Genomic DNA, 24473 nt, shown 5'->3' with positions numbered 1-24473 from the left:
CCGTCGCCCGGCAGCCAGTAGCCGCCGTGCTCGAACGGGCAGCCCGGGAACGAGACGCGGCGCGGCAGGGGGGCCTGCCACAGCCGGGCCCAGTCGACATCGGCCCCGCCGAGCCACGCCGTGACCGCCTCCTGCGGGTCCTGGCCCTGCCACTCGGCCGTTCCCCCGCGCGTCGCCGTCCCGGTCCGCAGACCGGGCGGCGTCGGGCCGCCGTCGGCGTACGCCGCGAGCAGCCCGGCGAGTCCCGTCCGCGAGGCGGCGGTCACCGCGAGCCGGTGGCCGTACTCCCGGCGGCCGTACTGGGAGGCCCAGGTCAGCTCCCGGAGAGTGGCCGCACCCGTGGCACCGGCCGGATCCGCCTCTGCCGTCCCGGTCAGGAACGCGGCCACCCGCCCCGCGTACGCGCGCAGTCGCTCCCCGGTGCGCGCGGAGAGGACGAAGACCTGCTCGGCGCCGCGCGGCGCCGTGTCCGGGTGCGGTGCGGGGCGGGGCTCCCGCGCCGGGTACTCCTCGACCACCAGATGCACGTTGGCACCGCCCGCGCCGAAGGAGCTGACGCCGGCCCGCAGCGGGTACTCCCGCTCGTCGCCGTCCGCGCCGCGCACCCGCGGCCGGGTCCACTCGGCGAGCTCCGTCTGGGGCCGGAACGGGGAGTCGGCGAAGGGGATCTTCGGGTTGACCCGGTCCAGGTTCGCGGACGGCACCAGGCGGCGGTGGGCGAGCTGGAGCAGCACCTTGGTCAGGCCCGCGATCCCCGCGGCACCCTCCAGGTGGCCGATGTTGGACTTCACCGAGCCGACCGCGCAGTGACGCCCCAGCCAGGCCCGTCGCTCCGCCTCCCGGTCCGCTCCGAACGCACGGGTGAGCGCGGCGATCTCGATGGGGTCACCGAGCTCGGTGCCCGTGCCGTGGGCCTCCACGTAGCTCAGGGTGCGGGGCTCGACCCCGGCCCGGCGCATCGTCTCGGCCACCAGGGCCGCTTGCGCGTTGGGGTTGGGCACGGTGTACCCGCTGGTCTTCCCGCCCGCGTTGGACATCCCCGCCTTGATGACGCCCCAGACGCGGTCGCCGGAGGCGACGGCGTCGGCCAGGGGCCTCAGCAGGACGGCCCCGACGCCCTCGCCCGGCACGTATCCGTCGGCCGCCGCGTCGAAGGTGCGGCAGCCGTCGCCCCCGGCCAGCATGTTCATACCGGCCAGGGCGACCAGGTGGGCGGGGTGCAGGATCAGGTTGACCCCCCCGGCGACGGCCATGCGGCACTCGCCTCGCCGGATGCTCTCGCAGGCGAGCTGGACGGCGGTGAGCGAGGAGGAGCAGGCGGAGTCCACCGCCATGCTGGGCCCGGACAGGTCGAAGGTGTAGCTGACCCGGTTGGCGATGGACCAGTACGCGGAGTGGGCACCGGCCAGTTCCCCGCGCGGCCAGCCCTGCGCGGCGGCCAGCTTGCCGTAGGAGCCGTACATGACGCCGACGAAGACACCGGTCTCCGGTACGCGGCTGCGCGGCCCGGCGTACCCGTTCTCCTCCAGCAGGGTCCAGCAGCTCTCCAGGAACAGCCGTTCCTGCGGATCGATCGCCGCCGCCTCCCGCGGCAGGATGCCGAAGAGGTGCGGGTCGAAGCGGTCCACCCCGTCGAGGAAACCGGCCCACTTGCCGTACGTGCGCTGGGGGGTGCCGCGCCGCGGGTCGAAGTACTCGCGCCAGTCCCACCGGTCGGGCGGGACCTCCCCGACGCAGTTGGCCCCGGCGGCGAGGTTCCGCCAGAAGGCGTCGAGGTCAGGGGAGCCGGGGTACCGGCCGGTCAGGCCGACCACGGCGATGTCGGCGGGGGACGGCTCCTCCGGCGCCGGGGACACGGGGGCCACCGCCGGGGCGGCGCCCCGCGCCGCGGCCTGCGGTGCGGCGGCCCCCCGCGTGGCGGGCGCGGAGGCCGGGCGCGGTTCCGCCGCGCCCACGAGTCCGGCGGCCCGCAGCACGGGGTCCCGGCGTTCCGCGAGCAGGTGCCGGGCCAGCTGCTCGATGGTCAGGTGCTCGAAGAGCAGGGTGGCGGGGAGCTCACCGAGATCCTCGGACAGCCGGTCGAGGATCTCCGTCCCGGTGATGGAGTCGATGCCGGCGTTCTCGAAGGGCTCCCGGTCGGGAAGGTCCTCGTCGGGACACTTCAGGACGTCCCGGAAGGCGCCGCGCAGATAGCCCCGCACCCGGGGCAGGGCCTCGGCGTCGCCGACCGGCTCGGCGCCTCCGGTCTCCGGCGCGGCCGGGGAGCCGCCCAGCGGCATCCCGTGCTCGGCCATCCGTGCCGGGTCCGCCCTGATCACCAGGGCCTGTCCCGCACCGGACGACACCACCTCGGCCAGCGCGACGGCACCCTCACCGGGCTCGATCGACCCCACGCCGAGCCCGGCGAACGCGCGGGCGTAGCGCTCGTCGGCGACCGCGCCGACGCTGCCCCAGTAGCCCCAGTTGATCACCTGGACGGGGAACGGGCAGCGCGGCGCGGCCGCGTGCACCACGGCGTCCTGGTACGTCGCCGCCGCGGCGTAGTTGCCCTGGCCGGCCGCCGCGACGAACGACGCCGCGGAGGAGAAGAAGACGCAGAAGTCCGGGTGCTCCTCCGCCAGTGCGTCCAGGAGCACGGTGACCCCGGCGGCCTTGGCGGCGAAGACCCCGGTGAACTCGGCCTCCGTCATCCGGGCCAGCGAACGGTCCCGGAGGACCCCGGCCGCGTGAACCACACCGTGCAGGGCGCCGAAGGCCCGGTGCGCCTCGGAGACGGCGGAGCGCACCGCCGAGGGGTCCGCGATGTCGCCCGGCACGTAGCGCACCCGGCCGCCGAGCGACTCCAGGTCGGCGATCGCGGACGTCACCCCGGGGTCGTCAACGGGCCGGCGGCCCAGCCACACCAGGCGGGCGGCGTGTCCGGCCGCGAGGTGACGGCTCACCGCACGTCCCAGGCCCCCCGTGCCCCCGACGACGAGATAGCACCCCTGGTGCCGGAACGCGGGCCGTTCCTCCGCGGCGGACGCTCCGGTGGCGGGCAGTGGCAGGAACTCCCTGGTCCACGGGCGGCCGTCACGCCAGGCGACCAGCGCGGTGCCCGGCCCGGCGGACAGCAGGCGGTCCGCGTGGTCCGCCGCCGTGGCAGGCGGCTCCTCGGCGCCGAGGTCGGTGAGGACGCACTGCCACGAGGGGTGCTCGGCGGCGGCGGCGCGGGCCAGCCCCACGAGCCCGGCGCCATGGGCGCGGACGGGTTCACCCGCGGTGGCCTCGACGATGCCGTGGACCGCGACGCGCAGGCTCAGCGGGCGTCGGCCCTGGCCCTCGTCCAGCATGCTCCTCAGCAGCCGGAACGCGGCGAGCGTCGGCGGATCCACGGGCTCCCGGGGACCTCGGTCCTCCCGGGCGGGAGCGGCCAGCAGGTACAGGACGTCGCAGGGGCCGCCCGGGTCCGGGCGCACGGCGGCATCCAGCGGCAGCCGTACGACGGCGTCGCCCGCCCGTGCATGCCGCTCGGCCAGGGCCTCGGCGAGGCCGGCGGCGCCGGGGTCGTGAGCGAGCAGGACGCGGGCTCCGCCGGCCGGGGGCCGCGGCACGCCGGGCCCGGCCCCCAGGGGACGCCAGACCGGGCGGCGCAGCAGCAGCTCCCCGGCGGCGGACGACCCGGCCGGCACGGGCTCCACCGACTCCACCGGCTCCACCGGCTCCACCGGCTTCGCGGGAGGCTCGGGGGACCCGGGTCCCGCGGTGATCCAGTGGCGGACGCCCGCGAAGGGGTAGGTGGGCAGGCCCGGCCGCCGGGGTGCCGGAGCGGACTGCACCGGGTAGACGGCGGACCAGTCCGCGTCCCGTCCCGCCAGATACGCCTCGGCCGCCCGCCGCACCGCCGGGGAGGCCGCGCGCGGCGGCTCGGCGGCAGCGTGGACCAGCCAGGCGCGGGCCTGCTCGCGCAGCTCGGAAAGGGTGCGCACGACGAAGAGGGCGCGCTGCGGGAAGTGCCAGCGGTGCAGTGCCAGGACGCGGCCGACCGCCGCGAGGTCCTGCTGGTCCGTCACCGCGTCGGCAAGCCGCCGCACCTGGTCCCGCAACTGGTCCCGGGTGCGCGCCGACACGGGGACGGGAAGCTCCCGCGTCGTCCCCGTCACCGGCGCGCGGTCCGCTCCCGGCGCCTCCGGGGCCGCGGTCAGCACGGCGTGGGCGTTGGTCCCGCTGAACCCGAAGCTGCTGACCGCACCCGCGAGCGGCCCGTCGGGGCCGGTGGGCCAGGGCACCGGCCCGGTCACCACGTCGAAGGGCGCACGCGCGGCGTCGATCTCCGGGTTGAGCCCGGAGAAGTGCAGCGTGGGCGGGATACAGCCGTGCTTCAGCGCGCACACGACCTTGAGGAACCCGGCGATGCCGGCCGCCATCGTGGTGTGGCCGATGTTGGACTTCACCGAGCCGATGAGCAGCCGGGGGCCGCGGGGCGCGGGCCGGAAGACGTTCCGCAGAGCGCGGGCCTCGATGGGGTCGCCCAGCGGAGTTCCGGTGCCATGGGTTTCGAGGTAGCCGAGCCCGGCCCCGCCGTCGCCCAGCCCGGCGCGGGCGTGCACCTCGCGCAGCAGGGAGGTCTGCGCCTCGGCACTGGGGGCGGTGATGCCGTTGCTGCGGCCGTCGCCGTTGACACCGGTCGCCTTGATGACGGCGTGCACCTGATCCCCGTCGGCCAGCGCCCGGTCCAGCGGCTTGAGGACCACGGCGCCGACGCCCTCGCCCAGCACGATGCCGTCCGCGGAGGCGTCGAAGGGCGCGCAGCGGCCGGTCGGGGAGAGCATGCCGGCGGCGCTGGTCCACACGTGCATCCGTGGACCGGTCATCAGCGCGACGCCGCCGGCCACCGCCGTGTCGCACTCGCCCGAGCGCAGGCTGCTCACGGCCAGGTGGATCGCGACCAGGGAGGAGGAACAGGCCGTGTCGACGCAGAGCGTGGGCCCGCCGAGGTCGAGGTGGTAGGCGATCCGTGCGGCCAGGATCGAGGGAGAGTTGCCGAGGAAGGCGGAGCCGCCGAGATCCTCGCCGGCCGCCCGCAGCCGCTCCAGGTAGTCGCCCGTCCCGGCCCCCACGAAGACGCCGCAGCGGGCGCGATGCGTGCCGGGGGTCGCGTACCCGGCGTCCTCCAGGGCGGTCCATGCCTCCTGGAGGAAGAGACGCTGCTGCGGGTCCATCCGCTCGGCCTCGCGGGGCGAGAGCCGGAAGAAGGCGGCGTCGAAGCGGTCGATGTCGGTGAGGAGCGCGGCCCACTTGCTGTAGCTGCGGCCGGGGGCGGACGGATCCGGGTGGTAGTGGCGCCGCAGGTCCCAGCGCTCGGGGGGCACCTCGCGCACGCCGTTCCGGCCCGCGAGCAGGTTGGCCCAGAAGGAGTCCAGGTCGGGGGCGTCGGGGAAGCGCCCGGCCATGCCGATGACGGCGATGTCGGTCGCGCCACGGCGTTCCGGGGCGGGGGCCGGCGCCGCGGGAGCGTCCCGGGGCGTGCGCGGCGCGGGCGCAGGCACGGGCACCGGGTCCAGCACCACCGGCTCCACGGCGGCCGGGGCGGCCGGGGGCCGGGGCTCCGCGGCCTCCCCGGGGACGGCGGCCTCCCCTGTGCCGGCTTCCACCGGGGCGGGTTCCGGGGCGGGTTCCGGGGCGGGTTCCGGGGCGGGTTCCGGGGCGGGTTCCGGGGCGGGTTCCGGGGCGGCCACCGCGGCGGTGTGCAGGGCACCGCCCCGCGCGGCCTCCGCCACGACGAAGGCGGCGAGCCGGTCCACCGTCGGATGGTCGTAGACCACCGTGGACTCCAGCCCGAGCCCGAAGTGCTCGTTGAGATCGCGCACGACCTCCACCGCACCGAGCGAGTCCACGCCCAGCTCCTGGAAGGTGCGGGCAGGGTCGATCTCCTCCTCCTCCAGGTACAGGTGGCCGCACAGCGTGCCCGTCAGCACGGCCGCGACGGCCTCCTGGCCGATGCCGGGCGGGGGTGGGGAGGCGATCTGCCCCTCGGCCGGCCCGGGAGACGGCGCGGCGGCTCCCACGGCGGAGGGCGGCTCCACCGGCTCCACCGGCTCCAGCCGTACGGTGACCGCCGCTCCCGCCTCCCGCGGCTCCCGGCGGGCTCCCGCCGGAGGAACCGCCGCGGATGCCCGTGCCGGCTTCGGCCCCTCTCCGGCCGCGTAGTGACGCACCCGGTCGGCGTGGCCGCGCACCCGCGCCACGGCGTCCGCGTCCAGCACCTGCCGGTGCAGCTCCGCCTCACGTTCGACCACGGTCGTCAGCTCCTCCAGAGTGCGCTGTGCCAGCTCCCGCTTGAGCGCCCGGACCGCCGTGCGGGGGCGGGCGGCGATCGCCCTGGCCAGGGAGAGCGCGGCGGGCAGCACCTCGGACCGCGGCAGCACCGACACTCCGGCACCGCGGCGTTCCAGCTCCGCGCCGCTGAGCGGCCTGCCCGAGTAGCACATCTCGGCCGCCACCGAGGCGCCGAAGCGGCGCTCCAGCACCCGGGTCGCGCCCATGCCCGGGGTGAAGCCGTAGGCGAGGAAGCTGGCCGCGTACATGCCCTCGCGGGCCATCAGCACCACGTCGGCGTGCAGCCCGAAGGCCAGCCCGCCGCCGGACGCATGGCCGGAGAGCGCCGCGACCACCGGGCGGTCGCAGCGTTGCAGCCCCTCGTAGAGGAAGGGCACGTCGGTGAAGCTGCCCTCCCCCCGGGCCAGCTTCTCCAGCGCCTCCGGGGTTCCCCCCATGCTGAACGCCGGGCCCTCGCCGGTGAGGACGACAGCGCCGACGGAGTCGTCGTCCCCGATCCGGGCGAAGGCGTCCTCCAGGCCGCGCACCGTCTCCTCGGTGAACATGTTGCTGCCCCCGCGCATCACCACCAGGGCGACCCCGTCCTCCAGCACCCGCAGCTCCACCGCGGGCCCCCGCGGCTCGTGCTCCGGCGACGGGACCGGGACGGCGACAAACGGCCGGGACGACGGGACCGGGGCGGCGGACGGCCCGGGCGACGGCACCGCGGCGGACGGCCCGGGCGACGGGGCGGCCGCCACGGGCCCGTCCGCCGCCGGGGCGCCGTCACGCCAGCGGCCCAGCCAGCAGCGTTCCTCGCGCAGCGGCGGCACCGGCAGCGCCACCCGGCGCCCGCGGGGCAGCCCGGCGAGGGCCCGCGCCCGTTCCCACGGCACGTCGGCGCCGTCCGCCCAGGCGCGGGCCAGTTCGGGCAGCCGGGCCCCGCGCAGCGACCGGGCCGCCTCCTCGGCGGACAGGGCGGGGTGCTCCCCGGCGGGACGCCGGGTGCCCCGCACCCAGCGGGCGGGCTGCGCGGACTGACCGCTCGCGAACCCCTCCAGCACCGCGAGCAGTTCGCTCCGCTGTGCCGCCGCCGTGCCGGCCGGCACCACCACGGCGAGCCGGTGGTCCAGGGGTGTGCGCCCGGCCTGGAGGGTGTAGGCGACGTCGGCGACACCGGCGGACCGGTACGCGCCGCCCGGCGCCGCCCGGGCGGCCAGCCCGGCCAGGGTGGCCTCCGGGGCCAGGGCCCGGGGCGGCAGCTCACCGCCCCCGGGCAACTCGCCCAGCCGCCGTGCCAGTTCCCGGCCGGTGGCCGGGTCCAGCCCCAGCTCCGCCAGCGGAGCGGCGGGGTCGATCTCGGCGGGGTCGACGCCCAGCAGCTCGGCGGCGACCGCGACCGCGGCCTCCGCACCGCCCCGGCCGGCGGCGGTGGCCCCCGGCTCGCTCCCGGCCAGGGACGCGGCGACGGCGTCCGCGTAGGACCGCAGCCCCTCCTCGTCCCGGGCGGAGAGCAGCACGAGTTGCGGTCCGCTCCCGCCGTCTTCCGGCTCCCCGGCCGGGGCCTCGTGGCTCTCCACGACCAGGTGGACGTTGGCCCCTCCCGCGCCGAACGCGCTGATGCCCGCGCGCAGGGGTGCCCCGGGGGCCGGGTGCCACGGCGTGGCGCGCTGCGGGATGCGGAAGGGTGAACCCTCCAGCTCCAGATGGGGGTTGAGTTCCCCCGAGTGAAGCGAGGGCACCAGGGTGCGGTGCCGCATCTGGAGCAGCACCTTGCTCAGCCCGGCGATCCCCGCCGCGCTCTCCAGGTGCCCGATGTTGGACTTCACCGACCCGACGGCGATGCCGCCCTCGCCGGCCCCGCTGTCCGCGAACGCCTTGCGCAGTCCCCGGATCTCCACCGGATCGCCCAGCGCGGTCCCGGTGCCGTGGGCCTCGACGTAGCCGACGGTGGCCGGGTCGCAGCCCGCCCGGCGCAGGGCCGCGCGGATCAGGTCGGCCTGGGCGTCCGGGTTGGGCACCGTGAAGCCGCTGGTCCGGCCGGTGTGGTTGGCGGCGGAACCGCGCAGCACGCCCAGCACGCGGTCCCCGTCCTCCAGCGCGCCGGACAGCGCCTTGAGCAGCACCGCCCCCACGCCCTCCCCCGGCACGTAGCCGGTGGCCCCCGCGCCGAAGCTCCGGCACCGGCCGTCGGCGGAGAGGAACTGCCCCTGGGCGAGCTGGAGGTACTTCTGCGGGTGCACGGTGACGTTGACCCCGCCGGCGAGCGCGAGGGTGCACTCGCCGCGGCGGATGCTCTCCATGGCGAGGTGCACCGCGGTGAGCGAGGAGGAACAGGCGGTGTCCACCGCCATGCTGGGGCCGGTCAGCCCCAGGGTGTACGAGACGCGGTTGGCCACCGACGCGTGCATGGCGGCCGGGGCGACGCCCTGGTCCCGGAGCAGCTGGTAGTGGTTCCACATCACTCCGGCGTAGACGCCGACGCTCTCGCCGTCGAGCGCGTGCGGCGGATAGCCGGCGTCCTGGAGGGTCCGCCAGCAGGTCGTCAGGAAGAGCCGCTCCTGGGGGTCCATGCGCTCGGCGTCACGGCGGGAGATGCCGAAGAAGGACCGGTCGAAGAGGTCCACGCCGTCGAGGAACCCGCCCCAGCGGCCGTAGGTGCGGCCGGGCACGGGGTCGCCCGGTGTGAAGTAGGCGTCGTGGTCCCAGCGGTCGCCCGGGACCTCCACGATGCTGTCGCGCCCGCCGGACAGGTTGCGCCAGAACGCGTCGAGGTCGGGCGCCTGCGGGTACGCGCCCGCGATGCCGACGACCGCGACCGGTTCGTCGGCCCGGTCGGGGCGGACCGCCGGGGTCCGGCCGGTCGCGGTCGCGGTCGCCCGGGGAGCGGGCAGGACGTCACCGATCCGCGAGGGGTCGCCGTACACGGCGACGACGGTGCCGGGGGCTCCGGCCAGCGCGGTGTCCAGCAGCCCGAGCCCGGCGTCCGTCGGCATCGGCCAGGTGCCGCGGGTACGGCGGGAGTGCGCCACGTCCTCCTCGCCGAGTCGCATGGCGCCGTCGGCCCACATGGGCCAGCCGACGGCCACCGTGCGGCCGGGGCGGCCGGTGCGGACGCGCTCGTCGGCGAAGTGCTCCAGGAAGGCGTTGGCGAAGGCGTAGTCGCTCTGGCCCGCGACGGCCTGGGAGGCGGAGAGGGAGGAGTAGAGGACGAAGAGGTCCAGCGGGTCGTCCCGGGTGGCCTCGTCCAGGTGCAGCGCGCCCAGCACCTTGGGGGCGGCCACCCGGTCCAGGTCCGCACGCGTCTTGCCGGGGAACAGCCCGTCCGACACGGTGCCTGCCGTGTGGAAGACGCCGTTCACCGGGCCGAACTCCCTGCGCACCCGGGCCAGGGCGGTCCGCACCTCGTCCTCGCGGCCGAGGTCCGCGGTGAGCCAGCACACCTCGGCGCCCCGGGCGCGCAGCCCTTCGGCCCAGACCTGCTGCCCGGCGGTCACCGGGCGGCGTACCAGGAGGGCGATACGGGCGCGGAACCGGCAGGCCAGGTGCTCCGCGAGCAGCCCGGCCAGCCGGCCGGCGCCACCGGAGACCACGTAGACGCCGCGCTCACGCAGCGGGCTCGCGGCGGGCGCGGCGGGCGCGGCGGGCTCCGCGCGGAAGACGCGCGCCTCGCGGCGACCGGTGCGGTACCGCACCTGGGGAGCCGCGGGAGCGCGCGTCTCCCGGGCCACGGCGTCGGCCACGGGGTCGGCCTCCCACCGGTCGACCTCCACGACCCGGCAGTCCAGCCGCGGGGACTCGCCGGTGAGGCAGCGGGCCAGCGCGCCCACCGCCGGGCGGGCGGCGTCCGCCCCTCCGGACGGCGCGGGGTGCGTCGCCAGGAGCAGCGTGGTGCGGGCGGGCCAGCGGCGGGTGAGGGCCTGGGCGAGGCGCAGCAGGGCGTGCGCGGGTCGTACCGGGTCGTCGCCCGGCTCCGGCAGCGGGAGCACCACGCAGCCGGGCGGGCCGTCCAGCCCGTCCACGACGGCCGCCGGGTCCCCGCCGTCCGCCGTGGCGTCGTCCACCGGCAGGAACCGGCGCTCGGGCAGCGCCCGGCGCAGGGCGGGCAGCAGACCGTGCGGGGCGTGGGGCCCGGGGAGGACCAGCACCGGACCCTCGGGTGCCGGAGCGGCGGAGCCGGTGGTGGCCGCCGTCTCGGCGGGTGTCCAGACGGGCCGGAACAGGCCGGCCGCCCCCGGGTCGCCGGCCTCCCCCTCGGGCGCGTCACCGGCCTCCCTCCCGGGCGGGCCGGCCGGGGCCGCCGCCGGTGGCCCGTAGGTCTCCGCCAGATGCCCGGCGAGCACCTCGATGGTCTGGTACTCGAAGAGCAGCGTGGGGTACAGCGTGCCCTGGACGGCGTCCTCCAGGGCACGGCTGATGCCGAGCAGGTCCACCGACTCCAGGCCCAGTTCGTAGAACCCGGTGTCCGTGCCGACCTTCGGCGGGTCGGTGTGCAGCGCGTCCGCGACCAGGCGGCGCAGCAGCGCCCGGTAGGCGTCCCGCGGGGAGCCGGCCGTCGTGCCCCCGCCGCTCGGGGCGGCGGCGGGGACGGCGGCCCGGGCCGCGGGGGCCCCGTTCAGGGCCACCGGGCCACGGGCGGCGTCCGGCGCGTCGTCCAGCAGCGCCGTGATCAGGTCCGGGCGCCGGATGCGCTTGCAGGACAGCCCCGTGAACTCGGCCAGGATCCGGCCGGACGGATCGCACAGGGTGTAGTCGCTGGTGATGAGGTCACCGGTCGCGGCCATCCGCTCGGGGTGCGGGACGTGCACGAGCGTGGTCGGGCCGATCGGGGCCCAGGCCCGGAACCGGTCGAGGTAGACCGGGATGAACGGCTCCCGCGAGGCCGCCTCCGTCTGTCCGTAGGCGGCGATCGTCGAGGCGTCGAGGAGCGCCGGATGCAGCCGGAAGGTGTCCGCGGCGGGGGCCGCGGCGTCGAGGGTGAGCTCGGCGAGCAGATAGCCGTCACCGATGTGCAGCGGCCCGTGGCAGGTCATGGCGGCGCCGTGCCGGATGTCCTCGGCACGGGCCCGCGCGTAGAGCTCGTCCATCGGATAGGTGCGCCGGGCCGCGTCGCGCAGCGCCCGGGGGTCGAGGGACCCGGGGCGGGAAGCGGTGGAGGGCTCGTCGTCGAAACCGAGTTCGGCGCGCATGTTCTGCCGCCAGGAGGCCCCGGGACGCCCGGACGGGCGGCTCTCGGCGGTGACGGCGCGGCGGCCGTCGGGGCCGGGCGCGGCCAGGGTGACGCGGATCTCGCGGCCTTGCCCGGAGGCGGTCGCGACCGCCTCCGGAAAGAGGACGCGGTGCAGCGACGCCCGCTGGTCGTCCAGGCCGCGGGCGCGCAGGATCCGCCAGAGGATGTCCAGGAAGGTCACCCCGGGCATCACCGAGACCTGGTGGACCCGGTGGTTGCGCATGATGAAGTCGTCGTCCGCGAGGTCGAGACGGGCGACGATCGGCGCTTCCCCGGTCGTGGGCTGCCGCTGGGTCATGCGTGCTCCTTTCCGGCGGGCAGAGCCGGGGACGGGCGGTCGGGTCCGGGATCCGCGAAGGTGAGCCGCAGCAGCGAGGTCACCGGGGGGCGCCCGCCCGGCTGGGGCGGGCGGTCGAGCCAGCACCTGCGGCGGTGGAACCTGGGTGCCGGAAGCGGGGCGCGCAGCGGCCGGTACCGGGCGCGGGACGCGGCCGTCAGCCCGCCCAGCACGGCATGGGCGTTGGTTCCGCCGAGGCCGAAGGCGCTGACGCCGGCGAGCCGCCGGGCGGCCTCCGGCCACGGGGTGGACTGCCGCTGGACGCGCAGCGGGGAGTTCTCGAAGTCGAAGCGCGGGTTGGGCCTTTCGCATCCCACCGTGGGCGGGATCAGTCCGCGTTCGACGGCGAGGGCCGCCTTGATCAGTCCGGCGATGCCCGCCGCGCTGAACAGATGGCCGATGTTGGACTTCACGCTGCCGACGGGCAGGGGGCCCGCGTCCGGGGCGCGCCCGGCGAAGACCTCCTGGAGCGCGCGCAGCTCGATCGGGTCCCCGATCAGCGTGGCCGTGCCGTGCGCCTCGATCATGCCGATCTGCTCCGGCCTCGCACCGGCCGCCGCGAGCGCCGCGTTCACCAGCGCCGCCTGGGAGGCGGGGCTGGGGGTGGTCAGCCCCATGGTGCGGCCGTCGTTGTTGGCGGCCACCGCGTCGATGACCGCGGTGATCCGGTCCCCGTCGCGGAGCGCCGCGTGCAGGGGCTTGAGCAGCAGGACGCCGCAGCCCTCACCGGGGACGAACCCGTCGGCGCGTTCGTCGAACGTCCGGCACCGGCCGGTGGGGGAGAGCGCGCGGGCCGCGCTGAACTCCAGGTAGGGCTCCTCGTCGAGCAGCACCTCGACACCGCCGGCGAGGGCCATCTCGGACTCCCCGGCGAGCAGGCTGCGGCAGGCCGACTGCACCGCGAGCAGTGCGGAGGAGCAGGCGCTGTCCACGACGAGGGCGGGGCCGCGCAGGTCGAAGTGGTGGGCGGGCATCGCGGCGATGAAGTTCTGGTCGCCGCCGAGCCCGGCCACGCTGCCGGGCGGCCCGGCGCGGTGCCGGTAGCCGGACATGCGCGCCCCGGCGAAGACCCCGACCGCCCGTCCGGCGACCTCCTCGTCGCGGTATCCGGCGCTGCGCAGCGCGGCCGCGGAGCCTTCCAGGAAGAGCCGGACGGCGGGGTCGGTGGTGCGGGCCGCCTCGTCGGTCATGCCGAAGAAGCCGGGGTCGAACTCCTCCAGCCCGTCGAGGAAGCCGCCCCACCGGCTCACGCTGCCACCGCCCGCGGCGGTCCCGCCCGGGCGGTAGTGGGCGGCGGTGTCCCAGCGGTCGGGCGGGACCTCGCGGATGGCGTGCCGGCCTGCCGTGAGCAGCTCCCAGAAGCCGTCCGGGTCCGCTGCGCCGGGGAAGCGGCAGGCCATGCCGATGACGGCGATCTGCGCGGAGTGCCCGGCGGAGGCCGCTTCCGGCGCGAGCGCCGGGCCGTCCGGTGCGGTGCCCGGGCGCGGCGGGACAGTCGGGACCGGGCGCGGCGGGGCCGGAGGGACGGGCGTCTCCCCCGGGCCGCCGGACTCCGCCGGGTCCGGGCCGCGGTCCTCCACCGGTTCCGGCGGCACGCCTCCGGCCGGGGCCAGGTGACGGGCGAGGGCGCGGGGCGTGGGGTGGTCCAGGAGGACCGCGGGCTGGAGCGGCCGTCCGGTGTGGGCCTCGATGCGGGTCACCAGCTCGGCCAGCATCACGGACTCCACGCCCAGTTCCGTGAAGGAGCGCTCGGGGTCCAGCTCCCCGGCCGGGATGCCGGCCACGTCCTCAAGGAGCCCGGCGAGCCAGCCGGGCACCTCCGGGCCCTCCGCCCCGGGCACCGGGCCGGGAGCGACGGCGACGGGCGTCACGTCGCCGGGCGGCACGTCGCCGGGAGGCACGCCCGCACCACCCTCGCGGTCGCTGCCGCCCGCGGCGTCGGCGCCGAGGTCGGCACCGGTGTCGCCGCCGGGCGGGGCGACCAGCACCACCGGTGCTCCACCGGGCTCCAGCAGGCGTTCCAGCACGGCCAGGCCGTCGTCGGTCGCGAGGGTGCCGAGCCCCGCGCGGGCGGCGGCCCCGACGGCCTCGGCAGGAGCGGGACCGTCCCGCCACACCGGCCACTGCACGGAGCGGAACCCGGCGTCGCCCAGCCGCCGCCGGTACCGGGCGTAGGCGTCCGCGCAGCCGTTGGCCACCGCGTAGTCGCCGACTCCGGCCGCCAGCCGGGGCAGGGCCGAGGAGACGGACGAGAAGACGACGAAGAACGACGGCCGGTCCTGCGCGGTGAGTTCGGCGAGGGCCCGCAGGCCGCCGGTCTTCGGCTCCAGCACGGCGGCGATGTCCTCCAGGGCCTTCTCCGCGAAGGGCGCCGGCCCCCGGGAGCCCGTCCCCGCGCAGTGGATCACCCCGGCCGGCGGACCGAGCCGGGAGCGCACGCGGTCCAGGAAGGCCGTGAGCCGGGGCCGGTCGGAGAGCGGACCGGCGTGGGTGAGCACGGTGGCACCGCGGCGCTCCAGCTCCCGCACGGCCTCCACCGCGCGGGCGGTCCCGGCGGGCAGGCCCGGATCGTCCCAGCGCGCACGGTCGGGGAGTGCCCGCAGCCCGGTCAGCGCGATGCGGCGGGCTCCCCGTTCCACCAGGAAACGGGCGGCCAGGGCACCCAGCGCCCCGGTGCCCCCGGTGACCAGGTACGCGGCTTCGGGGTCGGCGGTGAAGGATCCGGCGCCCGGTACCCCGCCGGGCAGCGGGACGGTGTCGGGCACCAGTCTGCGCCCGTTCCGGTGGCATACCTCGGCCGGGGCCTCCGGCAGCCGCCACTCCCCGGCGATCTGCTCCGCGGAGGGCAGATCGGTGTCCAGCCGGGTGGCGTCAACCAGCGTGGGGTGCTCGGCGTGCAGCACACGCAGCACGCCCGCCAGGTGCGCGCCCGCCCAGGACGGCCGAGTGCCCGACGGCTCCTGGAGGCCCGAGGTCACCAGCATCAGCCGCAGCCGCCGGGTTCCGCCGTCGCGGGCGGCGCGGGGCAGCCGCTGCATCAGGGCGGTACGGGCCCGCCAGGGGCCGGGCGCTTCCTCCGGGCGCCAGAGGTCGGCGAGGTCGATCACGCCCCGGCAGGTCGTCAGGTCCCCGGCGGCGTCCAGCAGGGTCGCCTCGTCGTGGAACCTCCGGACCCCGGCGCCGAGACCGCCGGCGCTGCCGTGCCCGGACTCGACGAGCACCTCGGCGCCGAGCGGGCGCAGGGCCCGGACGGTCTCCCGGGCCAGCGCCCACGTGGCCTCGGTGGCCAGCACCAGCACCCGGCCGCCGCCGGTCTCCGGTGCCGGGGTGCCCGCCCCGCCCACGGGCCCGTGGTCCCGCCACGTCCGCGTGTACAGGGGCACGGGGACGGGCGGCGGCGCGGGCGCGGCGTCCCGGGTGGCACCCGCGGCCGCCGCGGCCGGGGGCTGCTCGGGCGGCCAGCAGCGGCGCCGGGCGAACGGGTAGGACGGCAGCGGGACGAGGGCGGCCGCCGTGGCGCCCGGCAGCAGCGCCCAGTCCCAGCCGGTTCCGCGCACCCATGTCCGGGCGATCTCCGCGAGTTCGCTACCCCGCGGGTCCCGGCGTTCCCCGGCGCGGGGCGCGGCCGCCGCCCGGCCGCGCAGCACCCCGGCGGGCCGGTCCGTGCCGTCGGCGTCGAAGTCCCGCAGCCGCACGCGCAGTTCGTCGGCCGTGGCGACCAGGAAGGCGGCCCGTTCCGGAAGTTCCTCGCGCCCGATCCGCAGGGTGTGGGCGATGTCGCGGAGGGCCGGGGGACGCCGGCCGTCAGCGGACTCCGTCAGGGCCGCGGCAAGACGCCCGGCGAGGGCGGTCAGGGCGTCGGCGGTCCGGGCGGAGAGCACCACCAGCTCGGTGACGCGGCCCTCCCCCGCCCCGGCGGCCGCGGCGGGTCCGGTGCCGTCGCCCTGCTCGGAAGCGGCGGCCGGGGGCTCCTCGACGACCAGATGGGCGTTGGAGCCGCCGGCGCCGAAGGAGCTCAGCCCGGCGAGGCGGGCGCCCCCCTCGGGTCGCGGCCAGTCGGCGGGCTCCCGCTGGAGCCGGAACGGCACGGCCGCCCAGTCGATCTCCGGGTTGGGCCGCTCGGCGTGCAGGGTGGGGGCCAGGCGTCCGTGCCGGAACTGGAGCAGCACCTTGGTCAGTCCGGCGATTCCGGCCGCCGCCTCCAGGTGGCCGATCAGGGACTTCACGGTGCCGACGGGCACGCTGCCGGGCGGCAGAGCGCCGTAGGCGGCGTGCAGACCGGCGATCTCGACCGGATCGCCGAGCGCGGTGCCGGTGCCGTGCGCCTCGACGTAGCCGATCGCCCCGGGGGCCAGGCCGGCCGCACGCAGCGCCGCACCGACGACCCGGGCCTGGGCGGCCGGTTCGGGCACGGTGTAGCCGTTGGTCCGCCCGCCGTGGCCGATCGCCGTTCCCCGGATCACGCCGTGCACCCGGTCGCCGTCGGCGAGGGCGCGGTCCAGGGGCTTCAGCAGCACCGCGCCGACGCCCTCGCCCGGGATGAAGCCGTCGCCGTCCGCGCCGAAACCGCGGCAGCGGTGATCGTGCGAGGTCATGCCCATGTCCCGCTGCTGCACGTACTTGTTGGGGTGCAGCGAGAGGCTGACGCCACCGGCCACGGCCACCTCGCACAGCCCCTCGCGCAGGTCCCGTACGGCCAGGTGCAGCGCGGTCAGCGAGGCGGAGCACATGGTGTCGACGGTGAGGCTGGGCCCCTGTGCGTCGAGGAACCACGAGGCCCGGTTGGCGATGCCTCCGGGAGTGGCTCCGGTCGCCCGCGGGGAACCGGCGAGCGTGGACTCCACCCCGAGGTAGGGGTACTCGTTGTGCATGGCGCCGACGTAGACGCCGAGGGCGTGGCCGTGCACGCGGTGCAGCCGGTCCCGGGGGTAGCCCGCGTCCTCCAGCGCCTCCCAGAGCACTTCGAGGAAGAGGCGTTCCTGCGGGTCCATCAGGTCGGCGGTGCGGGGGGCGATCCCGAACAGCTGCGGGTCGAACAGGTCGTGGCCGTCGAGGAATCCGCCCCACATGAGGTCCTCCCCCGGGCGGCCCCGGCGCCGGCTCGCGGGCAGGGCCCGGATCTGGTCCCGGCCCCGGGACAGCACGTCCCAGAAGGCGTCGAGGTCGGCGGCGCCCGGGTAGCGGCCCGCCAGACCGATCACGGCGATCCCCTCGGGGCGCGGGGCGGGGGGCCGTTCGGCGGCGGTAGGGGAGGCGGACGGCAGGCTCCGCGGGCCGGAGGCGGCGGCCAGGGCACGGGCCGCGGAGGCGAGGTCCCGGTGCTCGAAGAAGAGGGTGGCGGGCACGGTGGCGAACTCCTCCCGCAGCCGGGCGGTCAGCCGGGCCACCACGAAGGAGGTCAGCCCGTGGCGCTCCAGGGGGGTGGCCGGGTCCAGCTCCGCCCGCGGCACCCCGGTCACCTCGGCGTAGAGCTCGGTCAGACGCTGCTCGACGGCGGCCGCCGGGCCGTCGGCCCCGTCCCCGGCGCCCGGGGCGGCGACGGTCACGGCTGCCGGGGCGGCCGCGGTCACGGGGAGGGCGGAGGGCGGGGAAGCGGGCGGCGCCGGAGCAGGAACCGCCCGGGCGTCACCGGCCGGTGCCGGGAAGGGCCGCTCGCCCGCCGCCGGGGCACGGAGCACGGCATGGGCCAGCGAGCCCGTCGCGCCGACCGCGTTGACCAGGGCGCGCAGGGGCACCCCGGGGTCCCGGGGCCGCCACGGCTCGGCGCGGGACACGACCCGCAGCGGCAGCCGGTCCCAGTCGACCAGCGGGCTGCGCCGTTCGGCGAGGAGGGTGGGCGCGAGGGTGCCGTGCCGCATCTGGAGCAGGACCTTCGTCAGCTGCGCGAGACCGGCGGCCGACTCCAGGTGGCCGATGGCGGGCTTGAGGGTTCCCACGGGCAGCAGCCGGCCGCCGTCACGGTCGCCGAAGACCTCGCGGAGGGCCTGGAGTTCCGCCGCGTCGGAGAGGGCCGCGCCGGTGGCGGCGCACTCCGCGTAGCCGATGTCCCCCGGCTCCACCGCGGCCTGGCGCACCGCCAGGGCCAGGGACTCGCTCAGCGCCGCGACGTCCGGGGCACCGAAGCGGTCCCCCGCGGCGAAGCCCAGCCAGGTGGACTCGATGACGCCGTGCAGAGGAGCGTCGTCCGCCCGCGCCGCGTCCGCCGGACGCAGCAGCAGCGCGCCGCCCCCCTCGCCCGGGGACCAGCCGCTGACGACCGCGTCGTAGGCCCCGGACACCCCGTCGGGCGCCGTGAGCCCGAGCCCGCCCAGCAGGGCGGTGTGGTACGGGTGCGCCACCAGGTTCACGGCTGCCACCAGGGCCGCCTCGCACTCACCGCGGCGCAGCGACTCCCGGGCCAGGTGCAGCGCGGTCAGCGAGGAGGAGCAGGAGGTGTTGACGGCGAGGCTGGGCCCGCGCAGCCCGAGGGCGTGGGAGAGGCGGTTGGGAAGGTCGGAGGCGATACCGGAGAACTCGGCCTGTCCGGTGCGTGCCCAGTGGTCCGCGCCGTTGAGCTGGTGGTCCGGCCACATGGCGGCCACGAAGACCCCGGTGCGGGGCGCGGCGCGCCGCAGGCTCCCCGGCGTGTGGCCGGCGTCGTGGAGGCAGTCGCCCACCAGGTGCATCAGCAGCCGGAGCTGCGGGTCCAGCCACTCCGCCTGCCGGGGGCCGAGGCCCCGCGCGGGGTCCAGTGCCTCGGCCACCGGCGCCTGCGGCCCGGCGTCGAGGTCCAGGTAGCCGCCGGGCGTCCCGCCCGTCTGGTGCAGCCGCCCGGCGGGCGCGGGCCGCACCGCGCGGTGGCCGCCGCGCAGGCGGTGCCAGAGGCTCTCCGGGTCCGGCGCGTCGGGGTAGCGGCCGGACAGGCCGACGACCGCCGTCTCGTAGGGTCTCCCGGAGTCCGCGGCGGCGGGTGGCGCCGGGGCGTGGACGGCGGCGGCCGCGGGCGCGTCGGCAGAGGCCCGCCGCGACGCGGGCACGGTGAGCCCGCCGCCGAGGAAGGCGTGCAGATAGCGGTGCCCGGGATCGAGCCGCAGTGCGCTCCGGACCCGGTCGAAGGCCACCTGGCCGACGGGGCACAGGCCCACCCCGGACCTCTCCTGGCCGGCCATCAGGGACTGGCCGAGATACCCGGCCTCGACCAGCAGATAGCGCTCGGCGTCGGACGCGTACAGCGGCTCGATGCCGTGGGTCTGGCCCACCAGGTACAGCTCGAAGCCCGCGCCGTCGAACACGGGCCGGTTGGTGACGAAGTGGACGGTCCGGTCGATGTCCGGGGCGGGGTTCACCAGCCGCAGCGCGTGCCGCTCCGGGTCGTAGTAGTACACCCCGCCGGGGAGCGAGGTCACCGCGTCCGGCTTGAGGTGCAGATACACCTGGACGGCATAGGTGTCCCCGGCCGACGGGTAGGTGCGGCGGGCGCGCCCGCCGACGTGGCGCTCCCGCAGCGGGGCGAGCAGCGCGGACAGCGCGTCGGCGGGGAGCGGTCCGGCGGCGTACGTCCGGCGGCTGGTGCGCGCCGTGTAGTGCTCCACGGGGACCTCGGCGGGCGGGAGCGCCACCTCCGCCTCGGCCGGGTCGGGTGCGCGCAGGTTCCAGCGGGCGGCCTTGAAGGCGTCCCGCTCGGCGGCCGACAGCGGGTCGACCCGGCCGGGCCGGTGCCCGGCGGTCCGCTCCGGGGCGGGCTCCCGTGGCGCCTCCCGCCCCTCGCCCGCCTCCCGCGTCGGCTCCCCGTCCGCAGCGGCGGGGGCGTCGGCGAGGAGCGCCGCGAGCGAGCGGGCGATGCCCGCCGCGGTGGGCGCCTCCAGCAGGGTGCTCACCGGGATGCGCACACCGTGGCGGAGGTGCAGTGCCTGGGAGACCCGCACCATGGTGAAGGAGGTGGCGCCCGCGTCCCACAGGTCGGCGTCGGGCGCGATCTCGGGGATGCCGATGAGTTCCGCGGCGGACCGGGCGATCTCCTGCGCGAGGGCCGCTGCGCGGTCGTCGCCGCCCGTCCGCGGGTCCGGTCCGTCCGCCGCGTCCGGCGCCTCCGCCGTATCGGGCTCCGCGGGCCCTTCCTGCGCGCACGCGTCCTCCGGCGGCCAGGGCAGGGCCTCGCGGTCCAGCTTGCCGTTGGCGGTGGCCGGGAAGGCGTCCAGGCAGCGGACGTGACTGGGCACCAGGTAGTCGGGCAGCGCCTCGGCCGCGTAGGCCCGCAGCTCGCGGGCCGTGGGGGCGTCGCCGTCCGGAAGCACGTACGCGACCAGGGTGCGGTCGCCCGAAGGGTCCGGGCGTGCCAGCACCTTGACGTCGCGGACCGCCGGATGGCTGCGCAGCCGGTGCTCCACCTCGCCGGGCTCCACCCGGAAGCCCCGGATCTTCACCTGGTCGTCGGCACGGCCGAGGAACTCGATCACGCCGTCCGGCCCGAAGACGGCCCGGTCGCCGGTGCGGTACATGCGGGCGTCCGCGGTCCCGGCGTACGGATCGGGCACGAACCGTTCGGCGGTCAGCTCGGGGCGTCCCCGGTACTCCCGGGCCAGGCAGTCCCCTCCGATGTACAGCTCCCCCGCGACGCCGATCCGGCACGGCCGGCGCTCCGCGTCCAGGACGTAGTACCGGGCGTTGTCGACGGGGCGGCCGTAGGGGATGCTGCGCCAGGCCGGATCCACCTCCAGCACCCGGAACCAGTTGGACCACACGGTGGCCTCGGTCGCGCCGCCCAGGCTGATGAGGTCGGCCCGGCGGAAGACGGCCCGCAGCTCGCCGGGGAGGTTCAGCGGGGTGTAGTCGCCGCTGAGGAAGACCAGCCGGAGGTCCCCGGTGCCCGGGTGCCCGGCGGCCGGGCCGGGGAGCAGGGGCAGCAGCTGTGCCAGCGTGGTGGGCGCGGAGTTCCAGAAGGTCACCGGCTCGCGCAGCAGGACGTCCAGCAGCAGGGCGGGGTCCCGCTGCTCCGACTCGTCCGCGACACGGACGCAGGCCCCGCTGCCCAGCAGGCCGAAGAGGTCGAAGACGGACAGGTCGAAGCCGAGCGAGGTGACCATCAGGCCGGTGTCCCCGGGGCCGAACCGGAAGGTGCGCCACGCCCAGTTGAGCAGGTTGCGCACCGGGCGGTGGGTGACGGCCACGCCCTTGGGGCGTCCGGTGCTGCCCGAGGTGAAGATGACGTAGGCCAGGTCGTGCGGCCCGGTGCCCGGGTCCGGGTCGCTGTCCAGTTCCGGGTCGGCGTCGGCATCGGCGGCCTCGCCCGCCGCCGTCACCAGGACGCGGACGCCGCCGCCGGGTCCGCCGGGGTCCGCGCCCGCCTCGTCGGTCAGCAGCACCTCGGCCCCGGCGTCGGACAGCATGGCGGCGGCCCGCGCCGCGGGCTGGCTGTGCTCCAGCGGGACGTACGCCCCGCCGGCCTTGAGGACGCCCAGGACGGCCGCGACCATGCCGGGCCCGCGCCGGTAGCGCACCCCGACCGGGGAGCCGGGTCCGACACCGGCCGAACGCAGCAGCCGGGCGACCGCGTTGGCCCGGCGGTTCAGGGCGCGGTAGGAGAGGCTGCCCCCGGTGTGGCGCAGTGCGGTGGCGTCCGGGGTGCGCGCGGCCCAGTCCTCGAAGAAGCGGTGCACCGGGCGTTCGTCGGGCAGGGCGGTGGCGGTCGCGTTCCATCCGTGGAGCACCAGTTCGCGTTCGGCCGAGCCGGGCGCGGCGACCGTTGCGCCGTCCCCCTCCGGCGTAACGGAACCGGCCGGCGGCAGCGCGTTCAGCCGCTCCCGGTAGGCCGCGAACACGGTGTCCAGGACTCCGGTGGGGAAGTCGGCGTCCACCGCGTCCCAGTGGAAGTGCAGGGTGTCCCCCTCCGCGACGCAGATGGAGTCCAGGGAGACGTCGGGCGTGTAGGTGAGCCAGGTCCCACCGCGCACCGAGGGCGGCGCCGGGTGCTCGGTGAGTTCCAGCAGCCCGGTGTGCACCACGGGGAACCCGTAGGCGTGGGCGTCGCCGCCGCGGCGGCGCAGCACCTGGCGGCGCAGTTCCGCCAGGCCGTCCACGGCGTCACCGTGCCGGGTGTCGGCCTCCAGCAGCCGGTGGCAGGACGCGGCGCGTTCGGCCGGTGTCCGGGTGCGGGGCCCGTGGGGTATCCAGCTGAGCCCGGTGTGCTCGCCGGGACGCCGCGCCTCGTCGCCCGGCCGCCAGCGGACCGCGGCGACGCTGAAGTCGTCGTCCGGCAGGCCGGTCGCCAGGGCCTCGGTCAGCGCGGCGACCAGCACGGCGTCGGGGGAGAGTCCCCGCCGGGTCAGGGCCTCGTGGATCGCCCGCCACCCGGTGAGGGTCCCGGAGCGGCGGGTGCGGCGGCGTTCGGTGCCGGTCCGCAGTACGGGGCCCGGCGGCAGCCCGCGCAGCCGGTCGCGCCAGTGGGCGCGGGCGGCCTCCCGTGCGGCCTCGGACGGTGGTTCGGGGGTGGGCACCCCGGCGGGCAGGGCGGGGTGCCACGCCTCCTCGGTGGCGCATCCGCGCATGAGCTCGCGGATCAGCAGATGCAGGCTGCGGCCGTCGGCGAGGGCGAGGTCGAGCACCACGTGGACCGTCGCCGCGTCCGGGCCGTCCGGGGTGACCAGCAGCTCGGCCGCCGGCCAGCGGCCCGGCGGGAAGGCGGTGCCGGCCAGCCGGTGCCGCAGTTCCTCGAACCAGCCCGCACGGTCTTCGGCGGGCGGACGCAGCACGGGGACCCGGCGGCGCGGACCTGCCTGCGGGCGGACGCGCAGGGTGCCGTCGGGGTGCAGCGAGGACCGCAGCACGTCGTAGCGCTCGGTCATGGCGTGCCAGCGGTCCGCGGCACGCTCGGCGAGGCGCTCGGCGCCCAGGCCGGCGACCTGGAAGGCGTGGTACACCTGGCAGCCGTTGCCGGGCCGGGTGTCCTGCACCCGGGCGACGAAGTACGCCTGCTGGAGCTGGTTCAGCGTGCGGGTCTCCTCCGCCGCGGGCTCCCCGGCGGCGAGTTCCCGCAGCCGGTTCCCGAACTCCGCGAAGAGCCGTTCGGCCGCGCCCGGCGCGAGCAGGGCGTCGGTCACGTCCCAGTGGCAGCGCAACCCGCCGTCCGCCTCCCACATCTGGTGGTCCAGGGCCACCCCGGAGGTGCGGGCGACCGTGTGGGAGACGGCGCGGCCGAAGCCGCCCGGTGCCTCGTGCGCGGTGTCGAGGAGGCTGGTGAAGACCACGGGGAGGACGGGGGCGGACCCGCCGCCGGCCGGGGCGCGCAGCGCGCGCAGCGCCTCCACCCCGGAGACGCCGCCGTGCTCCAGATCGCGCCAGAGCCGGTCGTGCACCTCCCGGGCCGCCTCGTCGAAGGGGCGGTCGAACGCGGGCGTGACGGGGAAGACGACGGTGGAGGTGAAGGGGCCGGGCAGGTCCTGGGCGGACCGGGGCAGCCTGGCGCGGTCCGCGGTGGTGAGCACGACGGTGGAGGGACCGGCGGACCCGTGGCGCCCGGCCGCCTCGGTGAAGACCGTGAGGACCAGGGCCGAGGGGGAGATCTCCAGAGCGGCGGCGCGGCGCTTGAGCGCCTGCCACTGATCGGGCGTCAGGGTGTCGTCCAGCGCCCGGCGGGGGTGCCCGCCCGGCGGCGCGACGGGCTGCGGGACGCGGGCGGCGTCCGGGGCGGGCGGCAGACCGGACAGCCGCTCCCGCCAGTAGGCCAGGTCCTCCTCGTGGGCGGGAGTGCCCTGCCGCCGCCGCAGGGCCAGCACGGCGTCGCGCAGCGGCATGGCGGGAGTCGGCAGGGGGTGCTCCGGGTCCTCGTACCGCTCCCACCAGTGGCGCAGGACGACGGCCAGGCCGTGCCCGTCGGTGACGGCGCCGTCGATCAGCAGATGCACCACGCCGCCGTCGGGGCCCAGTGACAGCTCCACGGCGTGCGGCGGCGCGTCGTCGGTGAGTTCACCGCAGGTGAGGCGCTCGCGCACCCGGACCAGGTGGAGGGCGAACTCCGCGCGGCCGGCGTCGCGGAGGTCGTGCCGCGGGACGTCGGGAACGGCTCCGGGGTCGTCGGCCGGGAGCACGCGCTGCCCGGCGGCACCGGCCGGTGCGAGGCGCAGCGCCTCGTGGTGGGCGACCACGGAGCGCCAGGCGTCGGCCATCCGGGCGGCGTCGAGGCCGGGGACGGTGAACTCCCGGTACAGCCGGCAACCCGCCGGATCGGGGACCAGCCCGGGATCGCGGCCGACCAGGTAGGCCTGCTGCACCGGCGTGAGCGGGAAGGGCGCGGCGGCGTCCCCCGCCTCCGTGCCCTCCGCCGTGGCGGCGCCCGGCGCCCCCGCGCCGTCCGCGGCGCTCCCGCCGCCGCGCCCGTCGGCGGGTGGCTGCCCGGCGGCGGACCCGGTGACCAGTTCCGCGAGTTGCCGGACCGTCGTCCCGCCCCGGAGCGCTTCCAGGGAGACGGTGGCGCCGAGCGCGGCCCGGATCTCGGCCAGCAGCCGGACGGCGGCGAGCGAGCCCAGACTGTACGCGCGCAGGGGGGTGTCGGGAGACGGGTCCGCCCCTTCCGGCAGGACCTCCGACACGATCCTCAGGATCGTGTCGGCCGCCGTCTTGTCCTGGTTCATGCCT

General features: G+C 77.4%; 2 protein-coding genes (1 of these 2 only partly in view). Both read right to left on the bottom strand.

Annotation, left to right across the window (positions count from 1 at the left end; genetic code table 11):
* A protein-coding gene (locus tag NPS70_RS03290) for an SDR family NAD(P)-dependent oxidoreductase (RefSeq protein ID WP_305885390.1) crosses the window boundary here: on the bottom strand, window positions 1-11825 show its 5' portion. 8206 nt of this gene lie to the left of the window's left edge; only the first 11825 of its 20031 coding nucleotides appear in the window; it begins with the start codon at window positions 11823-11825; its stop codon lies off the left edge, out of view.
* On the bottom strand, window positions 11822-24469 hold the full coding sequence (locus NPS70_RS03275; RefSeq protein WP_256522396.1) for a non-ribosomal peptide synthetase: 12648 nt from the start codon (window positions 24467-24469) through the stop codon (window positions 11822-11824). The genes NPS70_RS03290 and NPS70_RS03275 overlap by 4 nt, the downstream gene beginning before the upstream one ends.
* Window positions 24470-24473: the final 4 nt, after the last annotated feature.

Origin of the sequence: Streptomyces sp. C10-9-1 (assembly GCF_024497955.1) — a bacterium.
GTDB classification, from domain to species: Bacteria; Actinomycetota; Actinomycetes; order Streptomycetales; family Streptomycetaceae; genus Streptomyces; species Streptomyces sanyensis.
This window is presented reverse-complemented; position numbering and strand designations above follow the sequence as displayed.

Coding starts and splice junctions, on each gene's coding strand:
- NPS70_RS03275 (WP_256522396.1), bottom strand. CDS start 24,469: ATGAACCAGGACAAGACGGCGGCCGACACGATCCTGAGGATCGTGTCG.